General features: G+C 59.2%; 20 protein-coding genes. 15 read left to right on the forward strand and 5 right to left on the reverse strand.

Features of this window, described 5'->3' with window-relative positions; all coding sequences use genetic code 11:
• Window positions 1-210 precede the first annotated feature (210 nt).
• From ACRQ5Q_RS08370 to ACRQ5Q_RS08410, 9 genes are all read left to right on the forward strand, one after another.
• Entirely contained in the window at window positions 211-708 is a 498-nt protein-coding gene (locus ACRQ5Q_RS08370) for an Lrp/AsnC family transcriptional regulator (protein ID WP_439399730.1), read from the forward strand.
• A gap of 1,709 nt (window positions 709-2,417) precedes the next feature.
• The gene (locus tag ACRQ5Q_RS08375; RefSeq protein ID WP_439397034.1) at window positions 2,418-3,803 is read left to right on the forward strand and encodes an ABC transporter substrate-binding protein; all 1,386 of its coding nucleotides are present in this window, start codon (window positions 2,418-2,420) and stop codon (window positions 3,801-3,803) included.
• Window positions 3,804-3,872: 69 nt separating this feature from the next.
• Entirely contained in the window at window positions 3,873-4,835 is a 963-nt protein-coding gene (locus ACRQ5Q_RS08380; RefSeq protein WP_439397036.1) for a carbohydrate ABC transporter permease, read from the forward strand.
• An 11-nt stretch (window positions 4,836-4,846) separates the two neighbouring features.
• Entirely contained in the window at window positions 4,847-5,704 is an 858-nt protein-coding gene (locus tag ACRQ5Q_RS08385; protein WP_439397037.1) for a carbohydrate ABC transporter permease, read from the forward strand.
• Between the two features lie 14 nt (window positions 5,705-5,718).
• A complete protein-coding gene (locus tag ACRQ5Q_RS08390; RefSeq protein WP_439397039.1) occupies window positions 5,719-6,642 on the forward strand; it encodes a ribokinase in 924 nt (307 codons plus the stop codon).
• Entirely contained in the window at window positions 6,639-7,409 is a 771-nt protein-coding gene (locus tag ACRQ5Q_RS08395) for an SDR family NAD(P)-dependent oxidoreductase (protein ID WP_439397041.1), read from the forward strand. Before ACRQ5Q_RS08390 ends, ACRQ5Q_RS08395 begins: the two co-directional genes overlap by 4 nt.
• A complete protein-coding gene (locus tag ACRQ5Q_RS08400) occupies window positions 7,402-8,229 on the forward strand; it encodes an HAD-IIA family hydrolase (RefSeq protein WP_439397043.1) in 828 nt (275 codons plus the stop codon). Before ACRQ5Q_RS08395 ends, ACRQ5Q_RS08400 begins: the two co-directional genes overlap by 8 nt.
• Window positions 8,229-9,335: an ABC transporter ATP-binding protein gene (locus ACRQ5Q_RS08405; protein ID WP_439397045.1), complete on the forward strand. Its 1,107-nt coding sequence runs from the start codon at window positions 8,229-8,231 to the stop codon at window positions 9,333-9,335. Before ACRQ5Q_RS08400 ends, ACRQ5Q_RS08405 begins: the two co-directional genes overlap by 1 nt.
• A gap of 133 nt (window positions 9,336-9,468) precedes the next feature.
• Window positions 9,469-11,148, forward strand: a complete 1,680-nt coding sequence (locus ACRQ5Q_RS08410; RefSeq protein WP_439397047.1) for a phosphoenolpyruvate hydrolase family protein — start codon at window positions 9,469-9,471, stop codon at window positions 11,146-11,148.
• Between the two features lie 4 nt (window positions 11,149-11,152).
• Here ACRQ5Q_RS08410 and ACRQ5Q_RS08415 read toward each other — a convergent pair whose 3' ends face one another.
• Window positions 11,153-11,704 carry a hypothetical protein gene (locus tag ACRQ5Q_RS08415; RefSeq protein ID WP_439397049.1) on the reverse strand — a complete coding sequence of 184 codons (552 nt, stop codon included), beginning with the start codon at window positions 11,702-11,704 and terminating at the stop codon, window positions 11,153-11,155.
• Between the two features lie 874 nt (window positions 11,705-12,578).
• Window positions 12,579-14,291 (reverse strand): recombinase family protein, encoded by a 1,713-nt coding sequence (locus ACRQ5Q_RS08420; protein ID WP_439397051.1) that lies wholly within the window; start codon window positions 14,289-14,291, stop codon window positions 12,579-12,581.
• 541 nt (window positions 14,292-14,832) lie between these two features.
• On the opposite strand from ACRQ5Q_RS08420, the gene ACRQ5Q_RS08425 reads away from it, so the two are divergent.
• From ACRQ5Q_RS08425 to ACRQ5Q_RS08440, 4 genes are all read left to right on the forward strand, one after another.
• The gene (locus ACRQ5Q_RS08425; RefSeq protein ID WP_439397053.1) at window positions 14,833-15,135 is read left to right on the forward strand and encodes a hypothetical protein; all 303 of its coding nucleotides are present in this window, start codon (window positions 14,833-14,835) and stop codon (window positions 15,133-15,135) included.
• Entirely contained in the window at window positions 15,135-15,563 is a 429-nt protein-coding gene (locus tag ACRQ5Q_RS08430) for a PIN domain-containing protein (RefSeq protein ID WP_439397055.1), read from the forward strand. The genes ACRQ5Q_RS08425 and ACRQ5Q_RS08430 overlap by 1 nt, the downstream gene beginning before the upstream one ends.
• Window positions 15,564-15,839: 276 nt before the next feature.
• Window positions 15,840-15,968: a WGR domain-containing protein gene (locus ACRQ5Q_RS08435; protein ID WP_439399732.1), complete on the forward strand. Its 129-nt coding sequence runs from the start codon at window positions 15,840-15,842 to the stop codon at window positions 15,966-15,968.
• A gap of 582 nt (window positions 15,969-16,550) precedes the next feature.
• Window positions 16,551-17,372, forward strand: coding sequence for a hypothetical protein (locus tag ACRQ5Q_RS08440; protein WP_439397057.1), 822 nt, complete (start codon window positions 16,551-16,553; stop codon window positions 17,370-17,372).
• A gap of 85 nt (window positions 17,373-17,457) precedes the next feature.
• On the opposite strand, the gene groL is transcribed toward ACRQ5Q_RS08440, so the two are convergent.
• The 3 genes from groL to ACRQ5Q_RS08455 form a co-directional block, all read right to left on the reverse strand.
• Window positions 17,458-19,098 (reverse strand): chaperonin GroEL, encoded by a 1,641-nt coding sequence (gene groL, locus ACRQ5Q_RS08445; protein WP_439397058.1) that lies wholly within the window; start codon window positions 19,096-19,098, stop codon window positions 17,458-17,460.
• A gap of 89 nt (window positions 19,099-19,187) precedes the next feature.
• Window positions 19,188-19,502, reverse strand: coding sequence for a co-chaperone GroES (groES, locus tag ACRQ5Q_RS08450; protein WP_439397060.1), 315 nt, complete (start codon window positions 19,500-19,502; stop codon window positions 19,188-19,190).
• Between the two features lie 119 nt (window positions 19,503-19,621).
• Window positions 19,622-19,945, reverse strand: a complete 324-nt coding sequence (locus ACRQ5Q_RS08455) for a hypothetical protein (protein ID WP_439397062.1) — start codon at window positions 19,943-19,945, stop codon at window positions 19,622-19,624.
• A gap of 989 nt (window positions 19,946-20,934) precedes the next feature.
• Here ACRQ5Q_RS08455 and ACRQ5Q_RS08460 point away from each other — a divergent pair.
• Window positions 20,935-21,132 (forward strand): hypothetical protein, encoded by a 198-nt coding sequence (locus ACRQ5Q_RS08460; protein ID WP_128931001.1) that lies wholly within the window; start codon window positions 20,935-20,937, stop codon window positions 21,130-21,132.
• Between the two features lie 725 nt (window positions 21,133-21,857).
• Window positions 21,858-22,022, forward strand: a complete 165-nt coding sequence (locus tag ACRQ5Q_RS08465) for a hypothetical protein (RefSeq protein WP_439397064.1) — start codon at window positions 21,858-21,860, stop codon at window positions 22,020-22,022.
• Window positions 22,023-22,268 lie beyond the last annotated feature (246 nt).

Raw genomic sequence — 22,268 nt, forward strand, 5'->3', positions numbered from 1 at the left:
GCCCCGGCGGAGGGGGAGATCTCCGCATCAACTGTCTTCGATGTATCGCAAAGAGCTGGGCTCCCAACAGGTGTTCCAAGACATATGACAGCGGGAGAAATCAATCGTTCAACAGGTAGGCGGCGTAGTGAGGAGTCGAAAATGTCAGGACAAGCGGCGCAGGCGTCTGCTTCCCCGACGCGATCGCAATCCGCTGGCCGCGAGGCAGTGATGCAACTCGACAAGATCGATTTTCGTCTTCTTGATCTCGTTCAACGAGACAATCGCCTCTGTAGTGAACAACTTGGAGGGAAGGTCGGCCTATCCGCATCCGGAGTTCAACGTCGGCTGAAGCGCCTTCGATCGACGGGCGTTATAGAGGCCGACGTTTCCATCATTTCTCCAAAAGCAATTGGGCGGAATGTGACTGCAGTGGTTCTCATTTGCTTGGAGCGCGCGCGTGCCGATATCGTTGATCGTCTAAAGAGGCACATTAGCAAGATGCCTGAAGTGATGAGCGCATTCTACGTTACAGGTCTGGCTGACCTCGTCCTGCTAGTTACCGTAAACGATATGGAAGATTACGATCGGTTTACCCGGCGCCTTACAGACGAAAGTTCAGACATAAAGCGCATTGAAACAATGGTTGTCATGCATCGGTTCAAAACAGGATTTACTTTGCCAATAGCGGAGCCGAGCTGCTTGCTCCGGCTATCAAGTGCCAAATGATCAACTAAACCGAGCAGATAGCCCATTGGCTCGGGCCGCCACGGCTGCTTCGAAGCACGTACGCTTCGATGCTGCGAGGCGTCTTATCATGGTTGAAAAGCTTCCGCTCCTCATTGCCTCGACCCTCGCTAGGGCGAGCCTCTAATCGTCGGGCTCCAGAAGGACAACTTCCACAGTAAGTAGAGAAGCGCAGCTATGGCCCCGCAGAAAAGTATGCCGCGGAGCGAGCGCCATGTTAATCGCCGTCTCGCCCAAGCCGCTGCGCCATGGCGATTCCATCGATCGCGTCTGCCAGTCCTTTTAAGGAAAACCCTACCATGCATCATCATCTTTTGTATGCGCCTTGGCAAAGCTCTATAGCAGGCAGCTCGTCTTCCGGATGAGGACACAAGCCCCGCAATCTTGATGTTGGCAGAGCTCGAATGTTACACCACGCTCAAAGCTTTTGAAGAGATTTGCGGCCTTATCCGTATCAGCGAAGATCGATGGGCGCGAGTTTGATGCCGCCGACGAAATCAGCAGTCAAAAGAAGCATGCTCTCGTGGACCAGGCGAATGTGCTATGCCGGGTCAACTCTGACATTGCGGGTACTATCGAGATTCTAAAGCAGAGCGCTGGCTTATTGCCATGCTTTCTTCTGAAGGCAGTTTGATCAAGAGTGACGCGACATGCGGCCAGAGTGGAGTGCAGAAAATCTAGCCAAAGAAGCGAGCGAGAACCGCGGGGCGAAAGAATAAGACCAAATAGCCCCTGCTATGCCCGCGCACCACCCTGAGTTCGGTCCTGGTGAAACGCCGCGCCTTGTCCCATCGGAACGCCGCATGCAGCGCAGCATGATGCGCAGTGCGCGAAGCTGTTGCCGGACTTGTGGACGCTTCGCCGAGCACAATGAAGAGCAGAGTTTCCCGTGGTTCCAGATGTTGGGACGCTTCGGGGGCTCTCCGCCCATCCTCTGCCTGACCATATCGCCCATCACGTCCATGGCGATATCGGCGCCAAGCTCAACGGTGCCCTTCTCGGTCTCCAAGGCTTAAGCGAAGCTCTTCAGTTAATCCGCGTTTTGCTTGACGCCCTCGTTCAATCCGGAAACGGTGATATCGAGGCGATCAGGCGGTGACTTTCATCCGATCATACGCGGACCTCTTCAAGCGGCATATCCACACCGGTCGAATAACGCCCTCTGCAACGCAAGCTCGGTTGGGGCATCGGCGCCCGTGTTGGTCGGATGACACATCCAATAGTGTTTGCGATGCTTAACCAGACTAGATGATGAACGGATGAAAATCGTCGCTGCGCCGTGCACAAAAGTGAGCGACCTCGGTCCCGACCCGCATGCGGAGATCGAGAAGCGAAACGCGACCACTTAGCGCATCGACCCGCGTGCAATAGAACAAGATCGCCGCGTCTGTGACGAGCGGCGGGATCAATAGAGAATTTGAACCAGCTACTGATGCAAAAGCGCGAGCAGTTCGCCAGGATCGCCCCTTCTTTGCGGAGCTAGCTTCGCGGGGCCTGAACATGCGCCTGCATTGATCATCTCTCACTATGGCGCTCCTGTGATGCTCTATCTTGACTTACCCAATGTTACCCAACTTCGATCTGAATGGGTGCATATGGGCGGAAAATGACGGTTAGCGTTCCCAACACTCGCGGCCCCAGATGAGGAGGGCACGTGAATTTGCGGGCCAATGAGCCCGGAGGAGGGACTAATGCCAAGGACGCCAGCCGCTCTGTGCGGCCATTCGGCTCATTTTGTCAAAACCGCTCTGATTTGCTCAACGCTCGTCGCCGGTGCAGCCGCATCTTTCGGCCACGCCAAAGCGGAGGATATCAATTGGCGCCAGTTCGAGGGCGCTTCGATTGTGTGGGCATACGATATCCATCCGTATGCTGACGCAGTCGCAGCACAGCTGCCCGAGTTCGAGAAGTTGACAGGCATCAAGGTGACGCCCGAGCTTTATCCGGACGACGCCTACTGGAATAAGCTGACCATCCAGCTGAGCACAAGGTCGCCCTCGTGGGATGTCGTCGGCACTGGGATTCAGCCAGCTTGGGATCTCGCGCCCGGACAACTGCTCGAGCCGCTCGATCGATACCTCAACGATCCCAAGCTCACCCCGGCGAGCTATGATTACAAGGACTTCTTCCCCGCACTACGTGATGCGCTGACATGGGAGATCAAGGGCGGGCAGATCGAGGCCGGCCGGGGTCAGGTGTGGGCCATCCCGCACGGTTTCGAAAACATCCAATTGTTCTACCGCAAAGACATTCTCGATAAGCACAGTATCAACGTCCCGACAACTCCGCCGGAAATGTCTGCAGCTTGTGAGAAGCTGAAGTCCGCCGATCCCGGGATCACACCTCTGGGCGTGCGGGGAGTGCGCTTTTGGAGCAGCATCCACACGGCCGCAATCTCGATCGCCAAGTCGTATGGTGTGCACGACTTCGTCGTCAAAGACGGCAAGTTGGAAACCGGTCTCGATTCGCGGGAGTCGATCGCCTTCCACAAGGACTATGTGGAGATGATCAAGAAGTGCGCTGCTCCATCCTTCGCCAATGACAACTGGTATCAGGTGGTCGATGGCATTAATTCGGGCCGGACCGCTATGGCGATCGATTCCAACATGTTCGGGTTCTGGAACGATGTTGGGGGCAAGCCGGCTTCGGGCAAGATCGCATTCGCTCCTCCGCTGCGAGCTCCGAACAGCAAGAACTTCGAATCGAACATCTGGATCTGGTCCCTGGCAATGAATGCTGCCTCCCAGAAAAAGGGGGCGGCCTGGCTGTTCATTCAGTGGGCGACGTCAAAGCAGGTCGAGCTGAACGGAGCCGTCGCCGGGAAGCTCGTCAACTCTCCGCGCGCTTCAACCTGGAGCGACAAGGTTTGGCTCGACTATGCGGCCAAACCGGAATTCACGAACTTCGTGGATACCTTCAAAAGCGTGCAGGACAGAGCAGCGCTCGCCTTTACGCCGCGCGTAGGGTTTGCCGAGGCCATGAACGCCTGGGCTGTCGCCATGCAGAAAATGGTCAATGGCGCGGACGTGAAGGCGACGTTGACCGACCTCGCCTCCGAGATCCGCTCTTCCATGTAAGGCAATCGGGGGGCGCCATAAGGGTTTGCTGCTCCCCATTACGCCCGAGTATCTTTCGAGAAGTGAGAGATGGACCTTCGAGGCACCGAGGCAACCGTGACGTTAGAATCATCGGCAGGCCAACTGGCACCATCCAAAAACGAGCAGGTGCAAAGCGCCGAGCAGCATGCGCTTGACTGGTGGAGCCTTGCTGCGATTGCGCCCGCCATCATCATCCTGCTTGGATTTCTTTTTCTGTTTTTCTATGGTCTCTTTCAATCGCTGACCGATCTCAAGTTTGGTCGTCCTCTGGTTCGCTTCATTGGATTCACCAACTATGAAGTGGCGATCAAGAGCCAGGATTTCTGGAACAGCGTGCGGGCGACTATGGCGTATGCCTGCTCCGCGGTGATCGCGGAAGCGTTGTTTGGGCTTGCGCTTGCCAAATTGTTCGCAAGTGGGGTGTTACTTGCCCGGCTGATGCGACCGGTCATTCTCCTTCCGTTGGTTCTGCCGCCAATGAGCGTCGCCTTGATGTGGACCACGATGATGGATCCGCAGAATGGGATCCTGAACTATTTGCTCTCGCTTATTGGGATCGGCCGGTTCGGATGGATTTCAGACGCCAGCACGGCGATGTTCTCGCTGGTTCTCATCGACATATGGACTTATACGCCATTTTTCGCGCTGATCATCTTCGCCGGCTTGCAGGGCATCAACGATGAGGTCAGAGAAGCTGCGCGGGTCAATGGGGCGAAGGGATGGGCAACGTTCCTCCATGTCGAGCTTCCGCTCATCGCGCCATACATCCTGATCGCCGCGGTATTTCGGCTGATCGAATCGCTTAATCAGTTCGATATCATCTTCGGAACAACGCAAGGAGGCCCGGGTGACAGTACCTCCGTGCTCTCGGTCCGCGCCTATATCACGGCCTTTCAAAATCTTGCCTTCGGGCGTGGTGCAGCGCTCATGGTCGTCAACTGGTTGATCGTGCTTCTCGGGACCTTGGCCATGGTGAAATTGTGGCGCTCGGTGCGGCAGCGTGTAAGCTAGAGGAGGCTGAGATGCGGCTAAATCGCTCAACGCTTGCAAGCGTGCTCCTCAATTTGCTGGTTGTCGCCTGTACGCTGATCCTGACATTTCCGCTGGTCTGGATCGTGATGATGTCGCTGAAGCAGGCGGAGGTCATGACCTGGCCGCCGCGCTTCATCTTCAAGCCGACTTTCGAGAACTTCCGCGTTTTGTTCGATGCAGCTCAGGCCGGGGCAACAAGCTACGGCACCATCAAGGTTGATTTCCTGACGCCTGTCACCAATAGCGTTGTGATCTCGCTTGGCGCGGTGCTCGTATCGCTGCTCGCGGGGGTGCCTGCGGGCTACGTTCTGGCGCGGCGTGATATCCCCATGAAGGAGGACATCGCATTCTTCATTCTGGGCTTTCGCTTCGCGCCGGCGCTTCTTGTCGTCATACCTCTGTTCAGTGTGTTCCAGACAGTCGGTCTTTATGACACCTATTTCGGTATGATCTGGGTCTATCAGGTCGTCACGCTACCGATGATCATCTGGCTGAGCCGTTCATATATCGAGGACATCCCAAAGGAAATTGAGGAGGCGGCCGCCATGGACGGTGCAAAACCATTCCGGGTTGTCTGGCACATCGTCCTTCCGCTTCTAAAGCCCGGTTTGATAGGCGCTTCATTGCTCATTTTCCTGCTTGCGTGGCACAACTTCGCACTCGGCCTGATCCTCAGTTCGACGAAAGCACCGGTCACCGTCGCCCTCCTCAAGCTGCTCAATCCGGGCGTTCAGTTCTATCCGCTAATGGCTGCGGGTCTGGTGGTGACCATGATTGTGCCAGTCGTGCTGATCATCCTTGGCCAGCGTCATCTCGAACGTGGTCTTACCTTCGGGGCTGTGAAATGAGCCCGAGGCCATTGATGTTCTTTGGAACGACGAATCTCGACCTCTGCTTCAACGTCGAGCGGCTTCCAACGCCCGGTGAAAGCCTGATGGGAAGCCTGAAGCGGCATGCGGGAGGCAAGGGCGCCAATCAGGCGGTCGCCGCCGCTCGATTGGGCCTTCGGCCGAGCTTTTACACCCGTCTTGGCGATGACGACGACGGTCGATCGTTGCTGCAAGCGCTGCGTGAGGCAGGTGTCGGCCTCGATGCAGTGGCGGTGTGCCCAGGGGAGATATCTGGGTCAGCCCTCGTCCTGGTCGGTGACGATGGCTCCAACATGATCGTCATTGACCCCGGAGCCAACGCAAATGTCACACCAAGCATGGTCGAGAAGGCCGCCGAATTCATTGAGCGGGACGCAATTGTCGTTGCCGAGATGGGCATGCCGGTCGGCGCGCTCAATCACCTTTTTGCAATGAAGAGCGTCAAAGGGTTCGAGCTCATTTTCAATCCGGCCCCCGTGAGGGCCGGCCTATCGGCGGCGGCGTGGAGGAGTGTTGATTTCGTCACTCCAAACCAGACCGAGGCTTTCGAGCTCACCGGCGTCGAGGTGCACGACTTCGACACCGCCGCTCATGCGGCCGGAAAGCTCCTTGATCTCGGCCCGAGAGCAGCCCTGATTACGCTCGGCGCGCAGGGAGCCTACTATGCCGATGCCAACGCGTCTTTTGCGCTCCGGGCATTTCCTGTGAAGGTCGTTGATACGACCGCCGCGGGCGATGCCTTCAATGGAGCCTTCGCAGCCTCTCTTGCTCAACGGCTACCGATACGGCAAGCGGTCAAGAAGGCCCTTGCAGTGGCAGCGCTGTGTGTGACGCGACGCGGCGCGCAAAGCGCAATGCCAAGCAGCGAAGCCGTCGACGAGTTTCTCAAATCGCAAACTATCCTGGAGTTGGAATGACCGAACAGTTCTCAGTTGCAGACAGGACCGTGCTCGTGACCGGTGCGGGTGGAGGCATTGGCTCAGCCATTGCTAATGCTTTCCGTCAAGGCGGTGCGAACGTCCTGGCAACCGACGCAAATGTGGAAAACCTCCGGCACATTCTGACGCGCTTGCGGTACGGCAACGGCATCCTGCCGATGAGCATGGATGTGTCACGAGAAGACGATGTCGGTAAGGTGCTTGATGAGATCGCCAAGCGCTTCGGTAGGCTCGACGTCCTCATCAACAACGCCGGAATAAAATCGGCTCAGCCGCTTCTGACCGGAAATGCCGATCGAATCGAAAAAACCATCCAGATCAATTCCGTCGCGGTTCTGCGCTGTGCCAAGCTGGCGATCGATCGCTTCATGAAGAGCAAGGGCGGCCGCATCGTCAACGTCGGGTCCTCGTTGTCATCTCAAGGCGCTGTTTTCAACTACCAGGCTGGCGGCGCCGACTATTGCTTGTCAAAAGCCATCGTGCACGATGTGACAAAGCTGCTCGCTTATGAATGTGCTCCGCTCAAGATCAACGTCAACGCAATTGCACCCGGGATTATCGACACGCCCATGCACGGCCGTCCTAGGGAAGAGACCGAAGCGCGTCATAGTGGCCGGATTCCACTGGGCAGGGTCGGATTGCCGGAGGATATCGCAGGGCTCGCGGTGTTCCTGGCTAGCCCCGCAGCCTCCTACATGACTGGGCAGATCGTCCATGTGAATGGCGGGATGCTGATGAATGGCTAGCACCGCCTCCAACATCAACTGGCCGCCAATAGAAGGGATCATCTCCGACCTGGATGGCGTCGTCTATCGTGGCAGCACGGCAATTGCGGATGCCATAGAAGCGTTCACTGGATGGCAGAAGGTCGGCGTGCCGTTCTGTTTTGTGACGAACAATTCGACGCATACCCCCGAGGACGTCGTCCGCAAGCTGACAGGATTCGGGCTTGCGATCGCGCCGTCACAAGTTGTGACAAGCGCCATCACGGCTGCAGAACTCATTCGAGCAAATTATCCGCAATTGACGCGAGTCTATGTCATCGGCGCTCCGTCGCTTGTCACAGCCATGCGCGATGTCGGGCTGGAGGTCACTGACCAAACCCCCGAAGTTGTTGTGATGGGGCTTGACCGGGATATTACTCACGAGAAGATGCGAATTGCCGTTGAGGCGATCCTCAATGGCGCTGTCTTCATCGGAACAAATCCCGACCTTCTGTTGCCGACGGCCAGCGGGTTCGAACCTGGGGCTGGTGCGACGATTGCAGCTGTAGCTGCCGCGACGCAAGTACAGCCTTCGATCATCGGAAAGCCGCAAGTGCCGATGGTCGAGACGGCGCTCTCACGGCTCCGTACGCACCGCGCTTCGACGATTATGATCGGGGACCAGGTTCCGACGGATATTCAGGCCGGAAAGAGGGCAGGGCTTGCCACGGTGCTTGTTACAACCGGCGTGCCGATGCGTCAGGATTCGTCCCTGATAGCCCCCGACTTCATCGTATCGAGCTTGCGCGACGTTGAGGTAAGTGCCGCTCGCGCGGCTCGCCCGCAACAGAGGAAGGCATAATGGCCAATGTTCGCCTGGAAGGTCTGAAGAAGGCCTATGGAACGATCGAGATCCTGCGCAATATCGACCTTGCGATTGATCACGGCGAATTTGTCGTCTTCGTCGGTCCATCCGGCTCAGGCAAATCCACGCTTTTGCGCATGATTGGCGGGCTCGAGCCCATCAGCGGAGGGCGGCTCCTCATCGACAATGAGCTCGTCAACGACATCGATGCGGCCGATCGCAACCTCGGCATGGTCTTTCAAAGCTACGCTCTCTATCCGCATATGACGGTCAGAGAGAATCTGGCCTTTCCTCTGCGCATGGCGAAAGCCTCGAAGGCAGAGATCGCCACCAAGATAGCCAAAACTGCGTCGCTCTTGCAGATCGACCATTTATTGGATCGCAAGCCTCGACAACTTTCAGGCGGGCAACGCCAGCGCGTCGCAATCGGGCGCGCCATCATGCGGGAACCAAAAGTGTTCCTGTTTGATGAGCCGCTCTCCAACCTGGACACCGATTTGCGCGTGCAAATGCGAGTTCAGGTCGCCAAGCTCCATAAGCAGCTCGGAAATACCATGATCTACGTGACGCATGACCAGGTCGAGGCGATGACCATGGCTGACAAGATCGTGGTGCTCAGGGACGGCAACATCGAACAGGTCGGCAGCCCGCACGATCTCTATCACAATCCGGCGTCGCGCTTTGTGGCAGGATTCATCGGCTCGCCCAAGATGAACTTCCTGGGCGGCAACGTCGAAGCAGCTCATGAACATGGCATGGACATCCGGTTGGACGCCGGGCCCACGATCTCCGTTCCGGTCCAGCCGGACCAGATGCTGGTTGGCAAGCCGGTCACTGTTGGAATTCGCCCGGACGACTTCTCCTCATCAATGCCCGGGCAGCAGGAGATCTCGATTGACGTCGATTTCGTCGAGCATCTCGGCAGCGTCACGTACATCTACGGTAATGCCGGAAAAGAAACTGTCGTCGCCAGGGCGCCACAATCCGGTTGGCCCAAAGGCGCCAATAAGCTCATCCTCACGGCCGCTCCAGCCGATTGGCACTTGTTCATGAGCAATGGAAAGGCGGTACGGCGGTTGCACGCACCGGCAAGTTGGAGCTAGTCTCGACGTAGAGCCGCGCGATGATGCGCGGCTCAGGATCGACAGGCGGACGGCTGAGGTGAAGGGAGCCGGTATCAGGCAGTTCTTCCGCAATTCCCGTTCGTTTGTCCTTGGTGCGGGGATCGGGTCGGGCATGACCGCCAGGGCCGCCGAGCGGGCGGGGGCCGATTTCGTGCTCGCGCTCAATGCGGGCCGTTTTCGGGCCATGGGTGGGGCCTCGCCTGCCTCGATCCTCCCAATCCGCAATAGTAACGAATTCGTGGCAAGCTTCGGACGGACCGAAATCCTGCCTAGCACGAAACTGCCGGTCTTCTTCGGCACCTGTACATTCGACCCCGAGCTCGATCTTGATCGTTGGCTCGATCGGATCATCAAATGGGGATTTGCCGGTGTGACCAACTTCCCATCGGTCATACACATCGACGATGAGCGCAGGTCATTGCTCGAGAAGTGTGGTCTTGGTTACTCCCGGGAAATCGAGCTCCTCGTGAAAGCTGCAGAACGCGGCCTGATGACCATTGGCTATACGCGCAGTCAATCCGAGGCGCGTCGAATGGTCGAAGCGGGCGCCGAGGCCATTTGCATCAACTTCAATCTAAACCGCGCGGTTGAAAGCGAGTCCGATCCGTCGATCAGCCTGTCTGAACTTGCAGCCCGTACGAATGCCGTTGCGCGCGTTGCTCAATCCGTGAACAAGAGCACCATCTGCCTGCTTGGTGGGGGCCCGATCACAAAGCCGGACGAACTCCTCGACATCTGTCGCGAGGCCGGAATCCAGGGGTTCATCGGAGGCTCTTCGCTGGACCGCGTGCCTCTGGAGATGTCGGTCCTCGAGGTGACGTCCGGCTTCAAGACCATCCACCTGTTGCGCGAGAAGGTGGATTTACTCGAACGGCAGCTGCAGTTGAGTGGTTTCAGGCACGGCGTGATCGCGCAGTCCTCGGCAATGAAACGCATCCTTGAGATCACCAAACGCGTAGCGGCGACCCCACGCCCGGTCCTCATCTGGGGGGAGGCTGGCTCTGGCAAGCGTAGAATAGCAACCCTGGTTCACGCGTTTAGCGACCGCAGGCACGCCAAGACGGCGTTGTTTCATTGCCGCCCCGGTCCGGCGATGGATATACTTGGCCCGTTGTTCGGCGCCGAGCGTCTTGAGAGCGGCAGACGCCAATTGTCACTCCTGGAGGCGTCGAGTGACGGTGCCGTCGTGCTATTGCATGTCGACCAACTCTCGCGCGATGGACAGGAGCGCCTTGCCGATTACCTCGAGACAGGCGGATTTACCCCTCTGAACGGGGTAACTATCGTGCGTTCCAATGCCCGGATCATTGCGACCGCGACCGTGGCCCGAGGCGCTGGCCTTGAAACGGTTCTGTGCGCGCGGCTTCTCGACCTTTTTACCGGGCTGGACGTCCACTTACCTTCGCTACCCGACAGGCTTGAAGATCTGCCGCAACTCGTTCAACACTTCACCGTCGAAGCCAAAGGAGATTCCAGCGCCCAGACGCTCACGATAGAAAACTCTGCATTCCTTGCGCTCGCCGGGCACGATTGGCCAGGTAATTTGCGCGAGTTGCGGCAGGTCGTGAACCAGCTCGTGGTCCTGCCATCAAGTCACATCACAAGTGAGGTGCTAAAGCCGTTGTTGGAGCCACCTTCAGGCGCACGGCCCGCGGCCTCGCTGTCCGAGCGAGACTGGATCATCGAGGGCCTGAAGAGAAACCGGCTTCACCGCGGCAAGACTGCTCGCTCTCTCGGGCTTTCGCGCAAAACCCTCTACAATAAAATCAAGAAACTGCGGATCCTCGAATAAGGCCTCATGCCCGTCGTAGCGGCTGCTTGGCCGTGGCGGCCTGCTCCAGGGAGAACCTCGGTACCGACGACCGTCCATGAGAGCCAAGACTTACGAGCCCGATATCCGATCCAATCGGCAGCGCAAGCGCCTCGGGTCGCAGATAGACGGACCCATCCAGCTGTGAACCTAGCCGTTGCTCCGCTGTTGTCATCTTTGCCTCGTCCGAAGCGACAAACAGGACTTTGAGCCCTCGGCTTGCAAACCACTCCATCCGGCGAAGCTCGAGCTCCAGTCCGCGCTCGAGCGGCACTCCTGCCGGTGTCCGTTCAATCATGGAGGCAGGCGGAAAGTTCGTCACTCCGGTCATCCTTGCATCTTCCAACAAATCACCAAGATCTTCCCAGCATGCAAACGGGTCGATCATGACAATCGCCGCATAGCAGGAAGGGGGCACTTTGGGTCCCGCTTGCAAGTCGCGCAGGAGACAGTCGTTCCAGTCGATGACGGGAAGCGTGGCCATGACCAGCATGGCGTTCTGTGGAAGGGTCCGCAGTGACGGCGCATAGATCGTCATCTGATAACCGCGGGACGAGGAGAGACTTGCGGCAAGGCGACCTAAGACATTGGCTCTCACGGCTTCTACCCAACCCTACCCAATTGATGCTTCAGCCGATCTTACACGCCGCTTCATCCAGGTCTAGATCACGACATCGATCGTTATCGGAGCACCGTCCCGCTTTCTTTGCCGCAGGAGCCATGTTCGGCTGGGAAGAGATGGTCGTCGGCGCCGTTTCCTCCTGGCTGCTTAACTGGGCTCTCCGCGCCCGTCCTGAGTGCCGGATGCGACTTGCTGCGGGGAACTGAGCGAGCTCCGCTCGCCGTGAAAGAGGCCCGTGAAGCGTCTCGGGTAGAAAAAATTCGGGCGAGCTATCTGCGCCCTGCGGATCCGCTAGCAGACCGGCTCGTCTGCTTCCTCCCTGACTGTGCCGCTGCTGGAAACTCCGGCAGCGGCATCTTTTTGACTCCGAGCGCGCCTCGCCGCGCGGTCGGGAACTGGTGTCGCGGAATTGGACGGCTCGCAACCATGCGGGAGCCCAAATCCATCAAAGATCCGCCAGCTACGCTTGCCCCAATCTGGTTTTAACCGGGGAGGCGGCTTCCAATTCACACGGTGGCGCTCAATCACCTTCGTTTCGGAACTGCTGTACCTCATCAGGCGCCTTCATCGAAACACAGAGGGGGCCCCGTCAGGTCGCTCCATTGCGAGCGGTCCTTACGATGATGCGGCAGGCCGCGCTGGACGCAGCGCGCTGGCCTGGCGCCCCAGCAGCAATCGGCCGGTCGATGGCTCGACTTTGCGAGGGACCGCTGCAAAATGCTCCATCTGACACAGATCTGACATCGCGGACCAATTTTCAGGGAATAATTTCTTGGCAAACTAAGTATCTCTATAAAAAGCAGGTTCTCCTTGCCGAGATAGAGCAGCCCGGTTGCTCGTCAGGGTCATACCTGAAGGTCATAGGTTCAAATCCTATCCCCGCAACCACCGATGCTCGCGATAGCAAGCCATCCAGAGCCCCGGCCTCCGAGAGGAAGTCGGGGTTTTTCTTGCCCGCTGAAAATCGCAGGATCGCAGCCAGGTCGCCGCGCAGCACGATGGCGAGTTGTTCCGCCTCGGGCACGAGCGTCACCTGGTCGACCAAGGTACGGAACACCTCCGCCGCTTCGGATCTCTCCTCTTCGCTCTGCAGGCTTTCATAAAGCGCCGAGATGCGCTGCCGATAGATCTCCGCCATGCTCGGGTGCAAGAGCGGCGGGGGGTCTTCGGCGTTCGCGAGCAGATCGGTCAACTCCGCCTTGCGAGCTTCGAGCGCATCCATCTCAGCCTTCATCGACGGTTGATACATGCCATCTTTGATCGCGGTGATGATGCCACGAATCTGCTTTTCGACTCTTCCCAGCTGGCTCTGCCAAGCATCCTGATCGGTTCGACGTTCGATCCGCAGCCGGTTCACTTCACGGGTGAATTCCTCGCAGAACTCCTTGAACAATTCGGGCTCCATCAAGTGCGTCCGTAGGCCGCTCAATACGGATGTCTCCAGCGCATCGCGCCGGATGTTCAGGCGATTATTGCACGTCCCCTTGTTGCGCGCCGTCGCGCAGCCGAGCAGGTCCTTCGAGATCATCGTGTACCCGCCGCCGCAACAAGCGCATTTCACCAGGCCGGCGAAGAGATACCTGGGCCGCCGGCGGTCATTGAGCTTGTTCTCGCCGGGGGCCGAGGGCTCGTAGGCGAGTGCCTGCTGACGCGCCTTCACAGCGTCCCAGGTATCCTGATCGACGATGCGCAATTCGGGGACGTCCAGGATCACCCACTCGGATTCGGGGTTGAGCCGAGAAACCCGTTTGCCAGTATCGGGGTCCTTCAGGTAGCGAAGCCGGTTCCACACGAGGCGGCCGACATAGAGTTCGTTGTTGAGGATGCCAACGCCGCGCTTTGGATTGCCGTGAATGGTCGATGGTCCCCATTCGGCGCCTTGAGGTCCGGGCACACGCTCGCGGTTCAGTTCGAAGGCGATCGTGCGCGAGGATTTGCCGCAGAGGTAATCTGTGAAGATGCGGCGGACGACAGCCGCTTCGGCCTCATTGATCGTGCGATCGCCGCGGATTGGCTCGCCATTGGCAGCGAACTGCTTGACGACGTCATAACCGAAGCACAGTCCCCCGCCGGACTTGCCGTCCTCAATGCGGCCGCGCAGACCTCGCCGCGTCTTGTCCGCCAGGTCTTTCAGGAACAGGGCATTCATTGTGCCCTTCAGGCCGACGTGGAGATGCGTGACGTCTCCCTCCGAGAGGGTGACGATCCGCACGCCGGCGAAGGCCATGCGCTTGAAGAGCCCAGCGATGTCCTCTTGATCACGGCTGAGGCGGTCCATCGCCTCCGCGAGCACGATGGCGAACTTCCCGCGAGTTGCGTCGCTGATCAGTTCCTGGATGCCGGGGCGAAGCAGCGATGCACCGGAGATCGCCCGGTCCGTGTAGCTGTCGCCGACAGTCCAACCTTGCTTCTCGGCGTGCAGGCGGCAAAGCCGCAACTGGTCCTCGATCGAAGCGTCACGCTGGTTGTCGGAAGAATAGCGGGCGTAGAGCGCAACCTTCATGACGCCTCCTTAGTCCGGGAGACAGTCACGCTTTCGGCTATCCGTCTCGGCTTGGACGAAATCCCGCGCGGCTTGCCGAGCCAGCAGCCGCAGATTGATGAGGCGCGGATCAGGCCTTGACGTAACGGACACAACCGAGGCTCCGGGTGCCGCATCGGCGACCACGCGAAGCTTTTCTGCCGTTGTTCCTCTCGGTCGCGCCACCGCGGCGTCCTTGCTGCTGCGCGGATCGCTCCGCATCGTGACAAAGATGGCCAGTTGCATCCGCAACGCAAGAAAAAATATCCAGTTAGACCAATGTGTTGTAGCGTAGGCCTGCGCTGTTTCGAAATGCGAAGCGTAGCGGATCGGGAAATCGCAAAGTCGAGCGCACGAAAAACACTTTCGTGATCACCTCTGCGAGATGCAATTTGGTTGACCCCGACGTCGGACAACGCACCGCCCTCATATTCAACCGCTGCCAACGTAACACGAGACTGGCGCGGTCTTGCGGCCAGCCCGAGATTCGGCTATATAACCAGATATACTATGGAGACGGTCGGTGAGCAATAGCGCGCAGAAAAGGGCGATCGAAAATTACCGATCCCGGCTGACCAAGCGGGGTATCGTCCGGTTCGAACTCCAAGCCCTCGAGAGCGATCGAAACCTCATCAGAACGCTTGCTCGCAAGCTGACCGAGGAGGGCCCAGAAGCTGGGCGTCTCCGGCGTATCGTACAACAAGCCGTTTCTGGCGAGCCGACCAAGCGCGGTGGCATCTTGACCGCGTTGCGTCGCTCGCCGCTAGTCGGCGCCGATCTTGATCTGACGCGTCCACGTGAAGAAGGGCGCGAGGTCGATCTCTAATGCGCTTCCTGCTCGACACTAACATCATTAGCAATGTCACCAAGCCGACGCCCTCCGAGGCGCTCCTGGCTTGGATGGCCGATCAGACGGACCGGGATCTCTACATCTCCTCGCTCACGGTGGCAGAGATTCGCCGCGGCGTGCTCGAGAAGCCAGCCGGCAAGCGCCGTCGCGAGCTCGAAGCGTGGTTCTCAGGGCCTGAAGGTCCGCAGGAGCTGTTTGCTGGCAGGGTGCTCTCATTTGACGAGAAGGCGGCTCTCGCCTGGGCCAAGTTGATGGCTGACGGCAAGGCGCGTGGACGCCCCCGCAACGCGCTCGACACCATCGTCGCCGCCATCGCCGAGGCGAACGACTGTGTCGTTGTCACCGACAACGAGAAGCATTTTGAAGGCGTCGAATTCATCAATCCCCTCAGGGGGACGATATAGTCGTGGCCGCCACTTATCCACTAAAGATCCTTCTGGCGTTTCGGAGTGGTGGCGTGTGCGCGTTCCCGAAACGCGGAAAGCAGCTTACCTAAAGAGCAGGGCGACAGCCCTGCGCCGACGGTGAAAGTCGCTGCTCGGATTCCATATCCGAGGAGAGAGGCCAACGGCCGCCCGCGACGACGCACCGATGACTGATGAAGATTGGCGCTCAAGCTTGGCGGGACGTGCAAGGCGTCTCGTTTCACGAACGTCACCCGCATCGACGACCGCCGCAATATGGCGCGGTCCTATAAACTGGATATCCAGCCCACGCTATTTGGTGAATGGTCATTCGTGAGGGAGTGGGGCCGCATCGGCGTGCCGGCACCGTTCGGGCACAAGTGTTCATACGCGCGGTCAAGCTGATTTGGCCCTGGCTTCAAATTGGACGTTGAAGCTCAAAAAGGGCTACCGGTAAACTGAGCATACGTCCGAGTCGCTCATTTTTGGGAAGTTCAGAATGATAAAGTTTTCGATCGGCGGCAAAACGATAGACCACCGCAACCTCAAAGACGCAGTCATGGCCTCGCTTCTTGATGCCGTTCGAGAGGAAATAGAAGAGAAGGTGGGCAGTATACGTGACCCCAAGAGGTGAATTTCCAACTATTGTGGTTCGCGCGGACAGCCTCGATGATCTGAAAATCCAGGTCGAGGGATCTCCCGAACTGATCGATTTGGTGGCTTGGCGGGGAGGCCGTGGATCAGCCGAGTGAAGTACCCTCTACGACGCCGCATGAGTTTCTCAGCTACACATCAGATGATGGGGCTCTCGCAAAGCGGGTGGCAGAGGCGCTTCAAGGGTGCAGGCATCGAGGCGTGGTGGGACAAGTGGTGCATTGCTGCAGGTGATAGTCTTCGACGCAAGATAGATGAGGGGATCAGCGGGTGCACACACTTTCTCGCGCTTCTGCCCCTCGGTCGATATCCAAGCCTTGGGTCAACCAAGAAATGGATGCTGGCCTTGTTCGCAAGCTGAACGATCAATGCCGGTTCCTGCCCGTCCGGCATGAGTTGCCTGCGGCTCAGCTTCCGCCCTTGCTATCGGGCGCTCTTTCACCGGCAATCGATAGCGATGAAGCCATCTCCCAGATGATCAATGATATTCACGGCGTCGTCAGGCGCCCGTCGCGGGGCTCGTTGCCTGAGTCGGTCAAAGTCAGTGTAGATACGCAGACCGGGTATTCGGCTGCGGCCAACGCGGTAGCCCGTCTCTTCGTCGAGCGATCGGAAGGGGGCCTGTTCGGCGATCCTATCGTCGACGTAGAGGAGTTGGCGAAAGGAGCTCGGCCTGAGTATCGAGGACAACGAGGATGCCGTTCACGAACTTTCAGTTTTTTGAAAGTGTCGCCACCTCACGTTATGGCTAAGGCCGCTCTCTTTTCTGAGTTCGATCGCTATTGTAAGCCGTGGAATCCTGCGAAAGATGCTCTGCGGCTGGCTGCGGACATTATGAGCGACCGGAGTTTCCCGTCAGACTGTCGAACAATCGCTGATGGCTATCGGTGGGAGCCGCGCCGGTTTAACGCAGCCATCCAGTATCTCTTTGAAAGAAATCTCATCGTTGATTATCAGGGCATAGGCACAGCCCCGTGGGCGGTTTTTCGTGTCGTCGGTAACGACAATATGCGCCGCTTTGTAAAGAGTCGAAGCTGGCGGCAACGGAGAAATAGATCATGCCGAACTTGGCCGACGATGTTCTCTCCGAACTCGGCAGCGTTGGCGGTTAAGGTGATCGTCATTTCCGGGGCGCGCGGAGCGCGAGCCCGATGACGAAGTGGAAGTTGCGAGAGCGCACAAAAAACCCCGGCATCGCTGCCGGGGGGGGCACATTTGGTCGTTCGCCGGAACGGCTGGATCAGAAGTCCATGCCGCCCATGCCGCCGCCGGGAGGCATGGCGGGCGCGGGAGCGGCCTTCTTGGGCAGCTCGGCGACCATGGCCTCGGTGGTGATCAGCAGCGCCGCCACGGAGGAGGCGTTCTGGACTGCGGTGCGCACGACCTTGGTCGGGTCGATGATGCCCTTGGTGACGAGGTTGCCATACTCGCCCGTCTGGGAGTCGAAGCCGTAGGAGTACTGATCCTTCTCGAGGATCTTGCCGACCACAATCGAGCCGTCTTCGCCGGCGTTGATCGCGATCTGGCGAGCCGGCCAGGACAGCGCCTTGCGCACGATCTCGACGCCGGTCTTCTGGTCGTCGTTCTTGGTGCGCAGACCCTTGAGCTGCTCGGAGGCACGGAGCAGGGCGACGCCGCCGCCCGGGACGATGCCTTCTTCGACGGCCGCGCGGGTCGCATGCATCGCGTCATCAACGCGATCCTTGCGCTCCTTCACCTCGACCTCGGTCGCGCCGCCGACGCGGATCACCGCGACGCCGCCCGCGAGCTTGGCAAGACGCTCCTGGAGCTTCTCACGGTCGTAGTCCGAGGTGGTCTCCTCGATCTGCGCCTTGATCTGGGCCACGCGCGCCTCGATGTCGGCCTTCTTGCCGGCGCCGTTGACGATCGTGGTGTTCTCCTTGTCGATCATCACCTTCTTGGCGCGACCGAGCATGTTGAGCGTCACGTTCTCGAGCTTGATGCCGAGATCTTCCGAGATCGCCTGGCCGCCGGTCAGGATCGCGATGTCCTGCAGCATGGCCTTGCGGCGATCGCCGAAGCCCGGAGCCTTGACGGCCGCGACCTTCAGGCCGCCACGGAGGCGGTTCACGACGAGAGTCGCGAGCGCTTCACCCTCGACGTCCTCGGCGACGATGACCAGCGGCTTGCCGGTCTGCACCACGGCCTCGAGCAGCGGCAGCAGCTCGTTCAGCGAGGAGAGCTTCTTCTCGTTGATGAGGATGTAGGCGTCGTCCATCTCAACGCGCATCTTGTCGGCGTTGGTGACGAAGTAGGGCGAGATGTAGCCGCGGTCGAACTGCATGCCCTCGACGACGTCGAGTTCGGTCTCGAGCGACTTGGCTTCCTCGACGGTGATGACGCCCTCGTTGCCGACCTTCTTCATGGCGTCGGAGAGGAACTTGCCGATCTCGGCATCGCCGTTGGCCGAGATGGTGCCGACCTGAGCGATTTCCTCGTTCGAGGTGACCTTCTTCGAGTTCTTCTCGAGGTCTGCCACGACGGCCTCGACCGCGAGGTCGATACCGCGCTTGAGGTCCATCGGGTTCATGCCGGCGGCAACCGCCTTGGCGCCTTCACGGACGATCGCGGCCGCGAGCACGGTGGCGGTGGTGGTGCCGTCGCCGGCCGCGTCAGCGGACTTGGAGGCGACTTCGCGCACCATCTGGGCGCCCATATTCTCGAACTTGTCGTCGAGCTCGATCTCCTTGGCGACGGTGACGCCGTCCTTGGTGATGCGGGGAGCGCCGAACGACTTGTCGAGCACGACGTTGCGGCCCTTCGGACCGAGCGTGACCTTCACCGCGTTGGCGAGAATGTCGACACCGCGCAGCATTCGATCGCGGGCGTCGACGCCGAACTTGACTTCTTTGGCTGACATAATGGGTTTCCCTGAGTGGTTACGTCTGTCTCACCCTTGGCGGGGCGCCCAGCAGGCGCTCCTCAGGGTGAGCGGTGCGAGCGGTGGATTTAGGCGGCCTTCTTCTTGGAAGACACGTCGGTGAGAACGCCCATGATGTCGCTCTCCTTCATGATCAACAGCTCCTGGCCGTCGATCTTGACCTCGGTGCCCGACCACTTGCCGAACAGCACGCGGTCGCCGACCTGGACGTCGATCGGGATCAGCTTGCCGGAGTCGTCGCGGCCACCGGGGCCAACGGCGACGACTTCGCCCTGCGAGGGCTTTTCCTTGGCAGTGTCGGGAATGATGATACCGCCAGCGGTCTTCTCTTCTGCGTCAATGCGCTTGACCACGACCCGGTCGTGAAGCGGACGGAATTTCATGCAGCCCTCCTAAGTATTTGCAAGACTTGAGGATTTCAGGATTGTTAGCAGTCAATGCCTGCGAGTGCTACTCGCGGGCCGAGCTGAGATAGGACAGGATTTTTGCGGGAGCAAGGGCTCTAGCAGAAGAAATTGGCACTCCCGCCGCGCGATCGGTTAACGATCGCCATCGCGTCCCAGCCCTCGAGATCGAGCTTCTTCAGCACGACATCCAAGATATCCGGTGCCGGCTTGGACTCGTCGACGTCCTCTGACCACGTCGCGACATTCATCCGGTCGGCGATAGCCGCTGCGTGATATATTTTTTTCAATTCGTATTTCTTGGCGAACGAGGCAGTGGCGATGCGAAGACCGGAGCTCCACGCGCGCCGCAGCAGGACGGCGACCGCCGAGAATCGACCAATGACAGCATCTGCGTCGACTTGAAGCGCTGGACGCGCCACCCGTCGAGCTTCTTTCCGTAGTTCCACTTCTCGTCCTCGGACAGGAACACCGGACATCGGTGCAACGCGTTAGCTCTTGCGAGGCAGAGCCACAAATCCAACCGCTCTCGCGGCGCTGGATCAGAGCGGGATTAATCGTCAGATTCGCATTTGAAGCAGCGCCACATAGGGGCTCCCTTACCATCACGACTTGTGGACAACGTCATCGGCTTCTTGCAACGAGGGCAGACGGGAATGGCACTGGAACGCGGCATGTGGGGTCGGTGAAGAAGGAGGCGTGTAGAGACTAACTGAGAGGGTCCGCCGGATGCTCGGCGAAATCAGGTGAACCAGACGGGCTCGAAACCGACCCCACCGAGCCCCCCGCGGCGAGCCTTTCGACTTGTTCGACAAGTTGGTCTCTGGCCCGTTGATCGCGTATCCGGAAAAAAGCGCGGATCAACCTAAGTCCCTGCAGGCTTCGCGCTGAAGGCGCGTTGTCATTCATTTTCCAGCTCCCTGCCCTTTCTGTAGGCGATCCAAGTGGCAAAGTGCAACGAGGTTCCGCTTCGTGCATAGGTTGCAGTGCAAATTTGGGAAAAAGGAGAAGCCCCTAGGAGCAACTACTCCGACAATCGGCCCTGGAGCTCCCCTGGATACCGATGCAGATTTCGTTCGAGGCTAGTTGGCCGGAGGCCGCAGGGGGCTGTCCGCCCACTTGCGGGCGGAGGATCGCGCAGCGGATCGTCCTGACAGGCGAGACAGACGTAGCGCTGCCGCCGTTCGCCAATATCGTCGGGCACGGCCGTCATGGGCTTGCCGCACGACGGGCACAGCTTCCGGCTCGAGTAGAGCGCAGTCATCGGATTTCCCCTGCTGAGGGAGCATAGTTCCATGCGCCCCGCGAACACAAGCGGATCGCCGAAAGTTTGTCCGGCTGCGTCAAATCACTTGACGCGAAGCGCGCTCACACTGACATTCACTTTCAGTGATGTTGCGGGGGTCACGTCGTGGAAGAGTTCTACAGAGGCTTCGCGCAGCGGGCGCGCGATCTGGCCGAGAAGGCGGACCCGTTCACCCGGCGGCGCTTGCTTGATCTGGCCCAGAGGTACGACCTCAAGAGCAGACCTGGAGCAAGTCGCGGACGGCCGCCGGCGCCACGCGCAACGCCGCCAACCCTGCTCTTCTCCGGATCCGGCGAAGCCTGACGCGAGACAGCTGGCGCGCGCCCGGCGCAGAGCGCCTTCCATCTTCTCCTTCTGCCTCTCCCAGCTCTCCAGGCCTGCAGCGTGGCCTTCAGAAGGCGCCACGATTGCAAGATCGTAGAACCTGTGCGAAGTTTTGGTACGTCTTGACTTTTCCTGGTACCGCAGCCGCCCGTTAACTGGACCAACCTCTTATAGCCAGCGGAGGGACGACCGCCGCTACCATGCGACGATGCCATGCCGATCCTGGTTTGCAGGCCAAGTCAATTCCGTCCGATCGGCGTCTCATGCAGCGCGCTGCAATTTCAATCGCAACCGACGTCTCGCCCTGGCGCAGCCTAACACAAGCGACTTTCAGGAGCGCTTCCCGGGCCCGCCGCGCCTGTCCAAACGGCCAGTGTAGTGATCGAAGACGCGTGCGACCTGCTGATCGACGAAAGCGCGGCCGCCGGTGACTGAACTTCGCGCCGTGCGTCGCGACGAACTCGAAGCGATCGTCCGATTATCATCTGCAGGATCGGAGGCAGAGCGTCCATGCAGCGGACAATCCCGCGACGGGGTCTCCTACTGACCGGATGTCTTAAGCCTCTTCGTGTTAAGGTCTTCGCGGCCTGCTCCCGGCCGACGCCCCGGCGCAGCGCTTCCGGCAGGTCAACGACATTGCCGGCAGCTGGTCGCTCCTTCGGCGTGATCGGCCTGCCCACGCAGATACTTAGCCATGCGTCGGCTTGAGCATTCTCGATGCCGATCGTCCGGGAGCCATTGTTGCCGGTGGTATTGGCGAGGTGCCGAATGATGGCCAGGCTACGTTCATGGGACTCGGACTGAGCCCGGGGCAGTTTACTACGCCCAAGCTCAGCCTTCACAACATCATCGTCAATGATCAACATTGAAGCTCACTGCTCAGCTTGGAAGCGACTTCGAAGTTGGTGATGTCTTCAGGGTGGGCTACCGCGGAACCATCGAACAGCCACGAAGATCGGGGGTGTCAAAGTTCCCTCGAATGCTCACCGAGGTGCCCGGGCTGGTTCGGCGTGTAGTCACTCAAACTGTGCAAGACTGGAGCGCCCAGCGACGCCAATATACCAAATCTACGCGTCAAGCCAATCCTTTAGCTCTCGGACGTTCACGCGGGGGCA

The sequence above is a fragment of the Bradyrhizobium sp. PMVTL-01 genome, from assembly GCF_051861855.1.
Classification (GTDB): Bacteria; Pseudomonadota; Alphaproteobacteria; order Rhizobiales; family Xanthobacteraceae; genus Bradyrhizobium.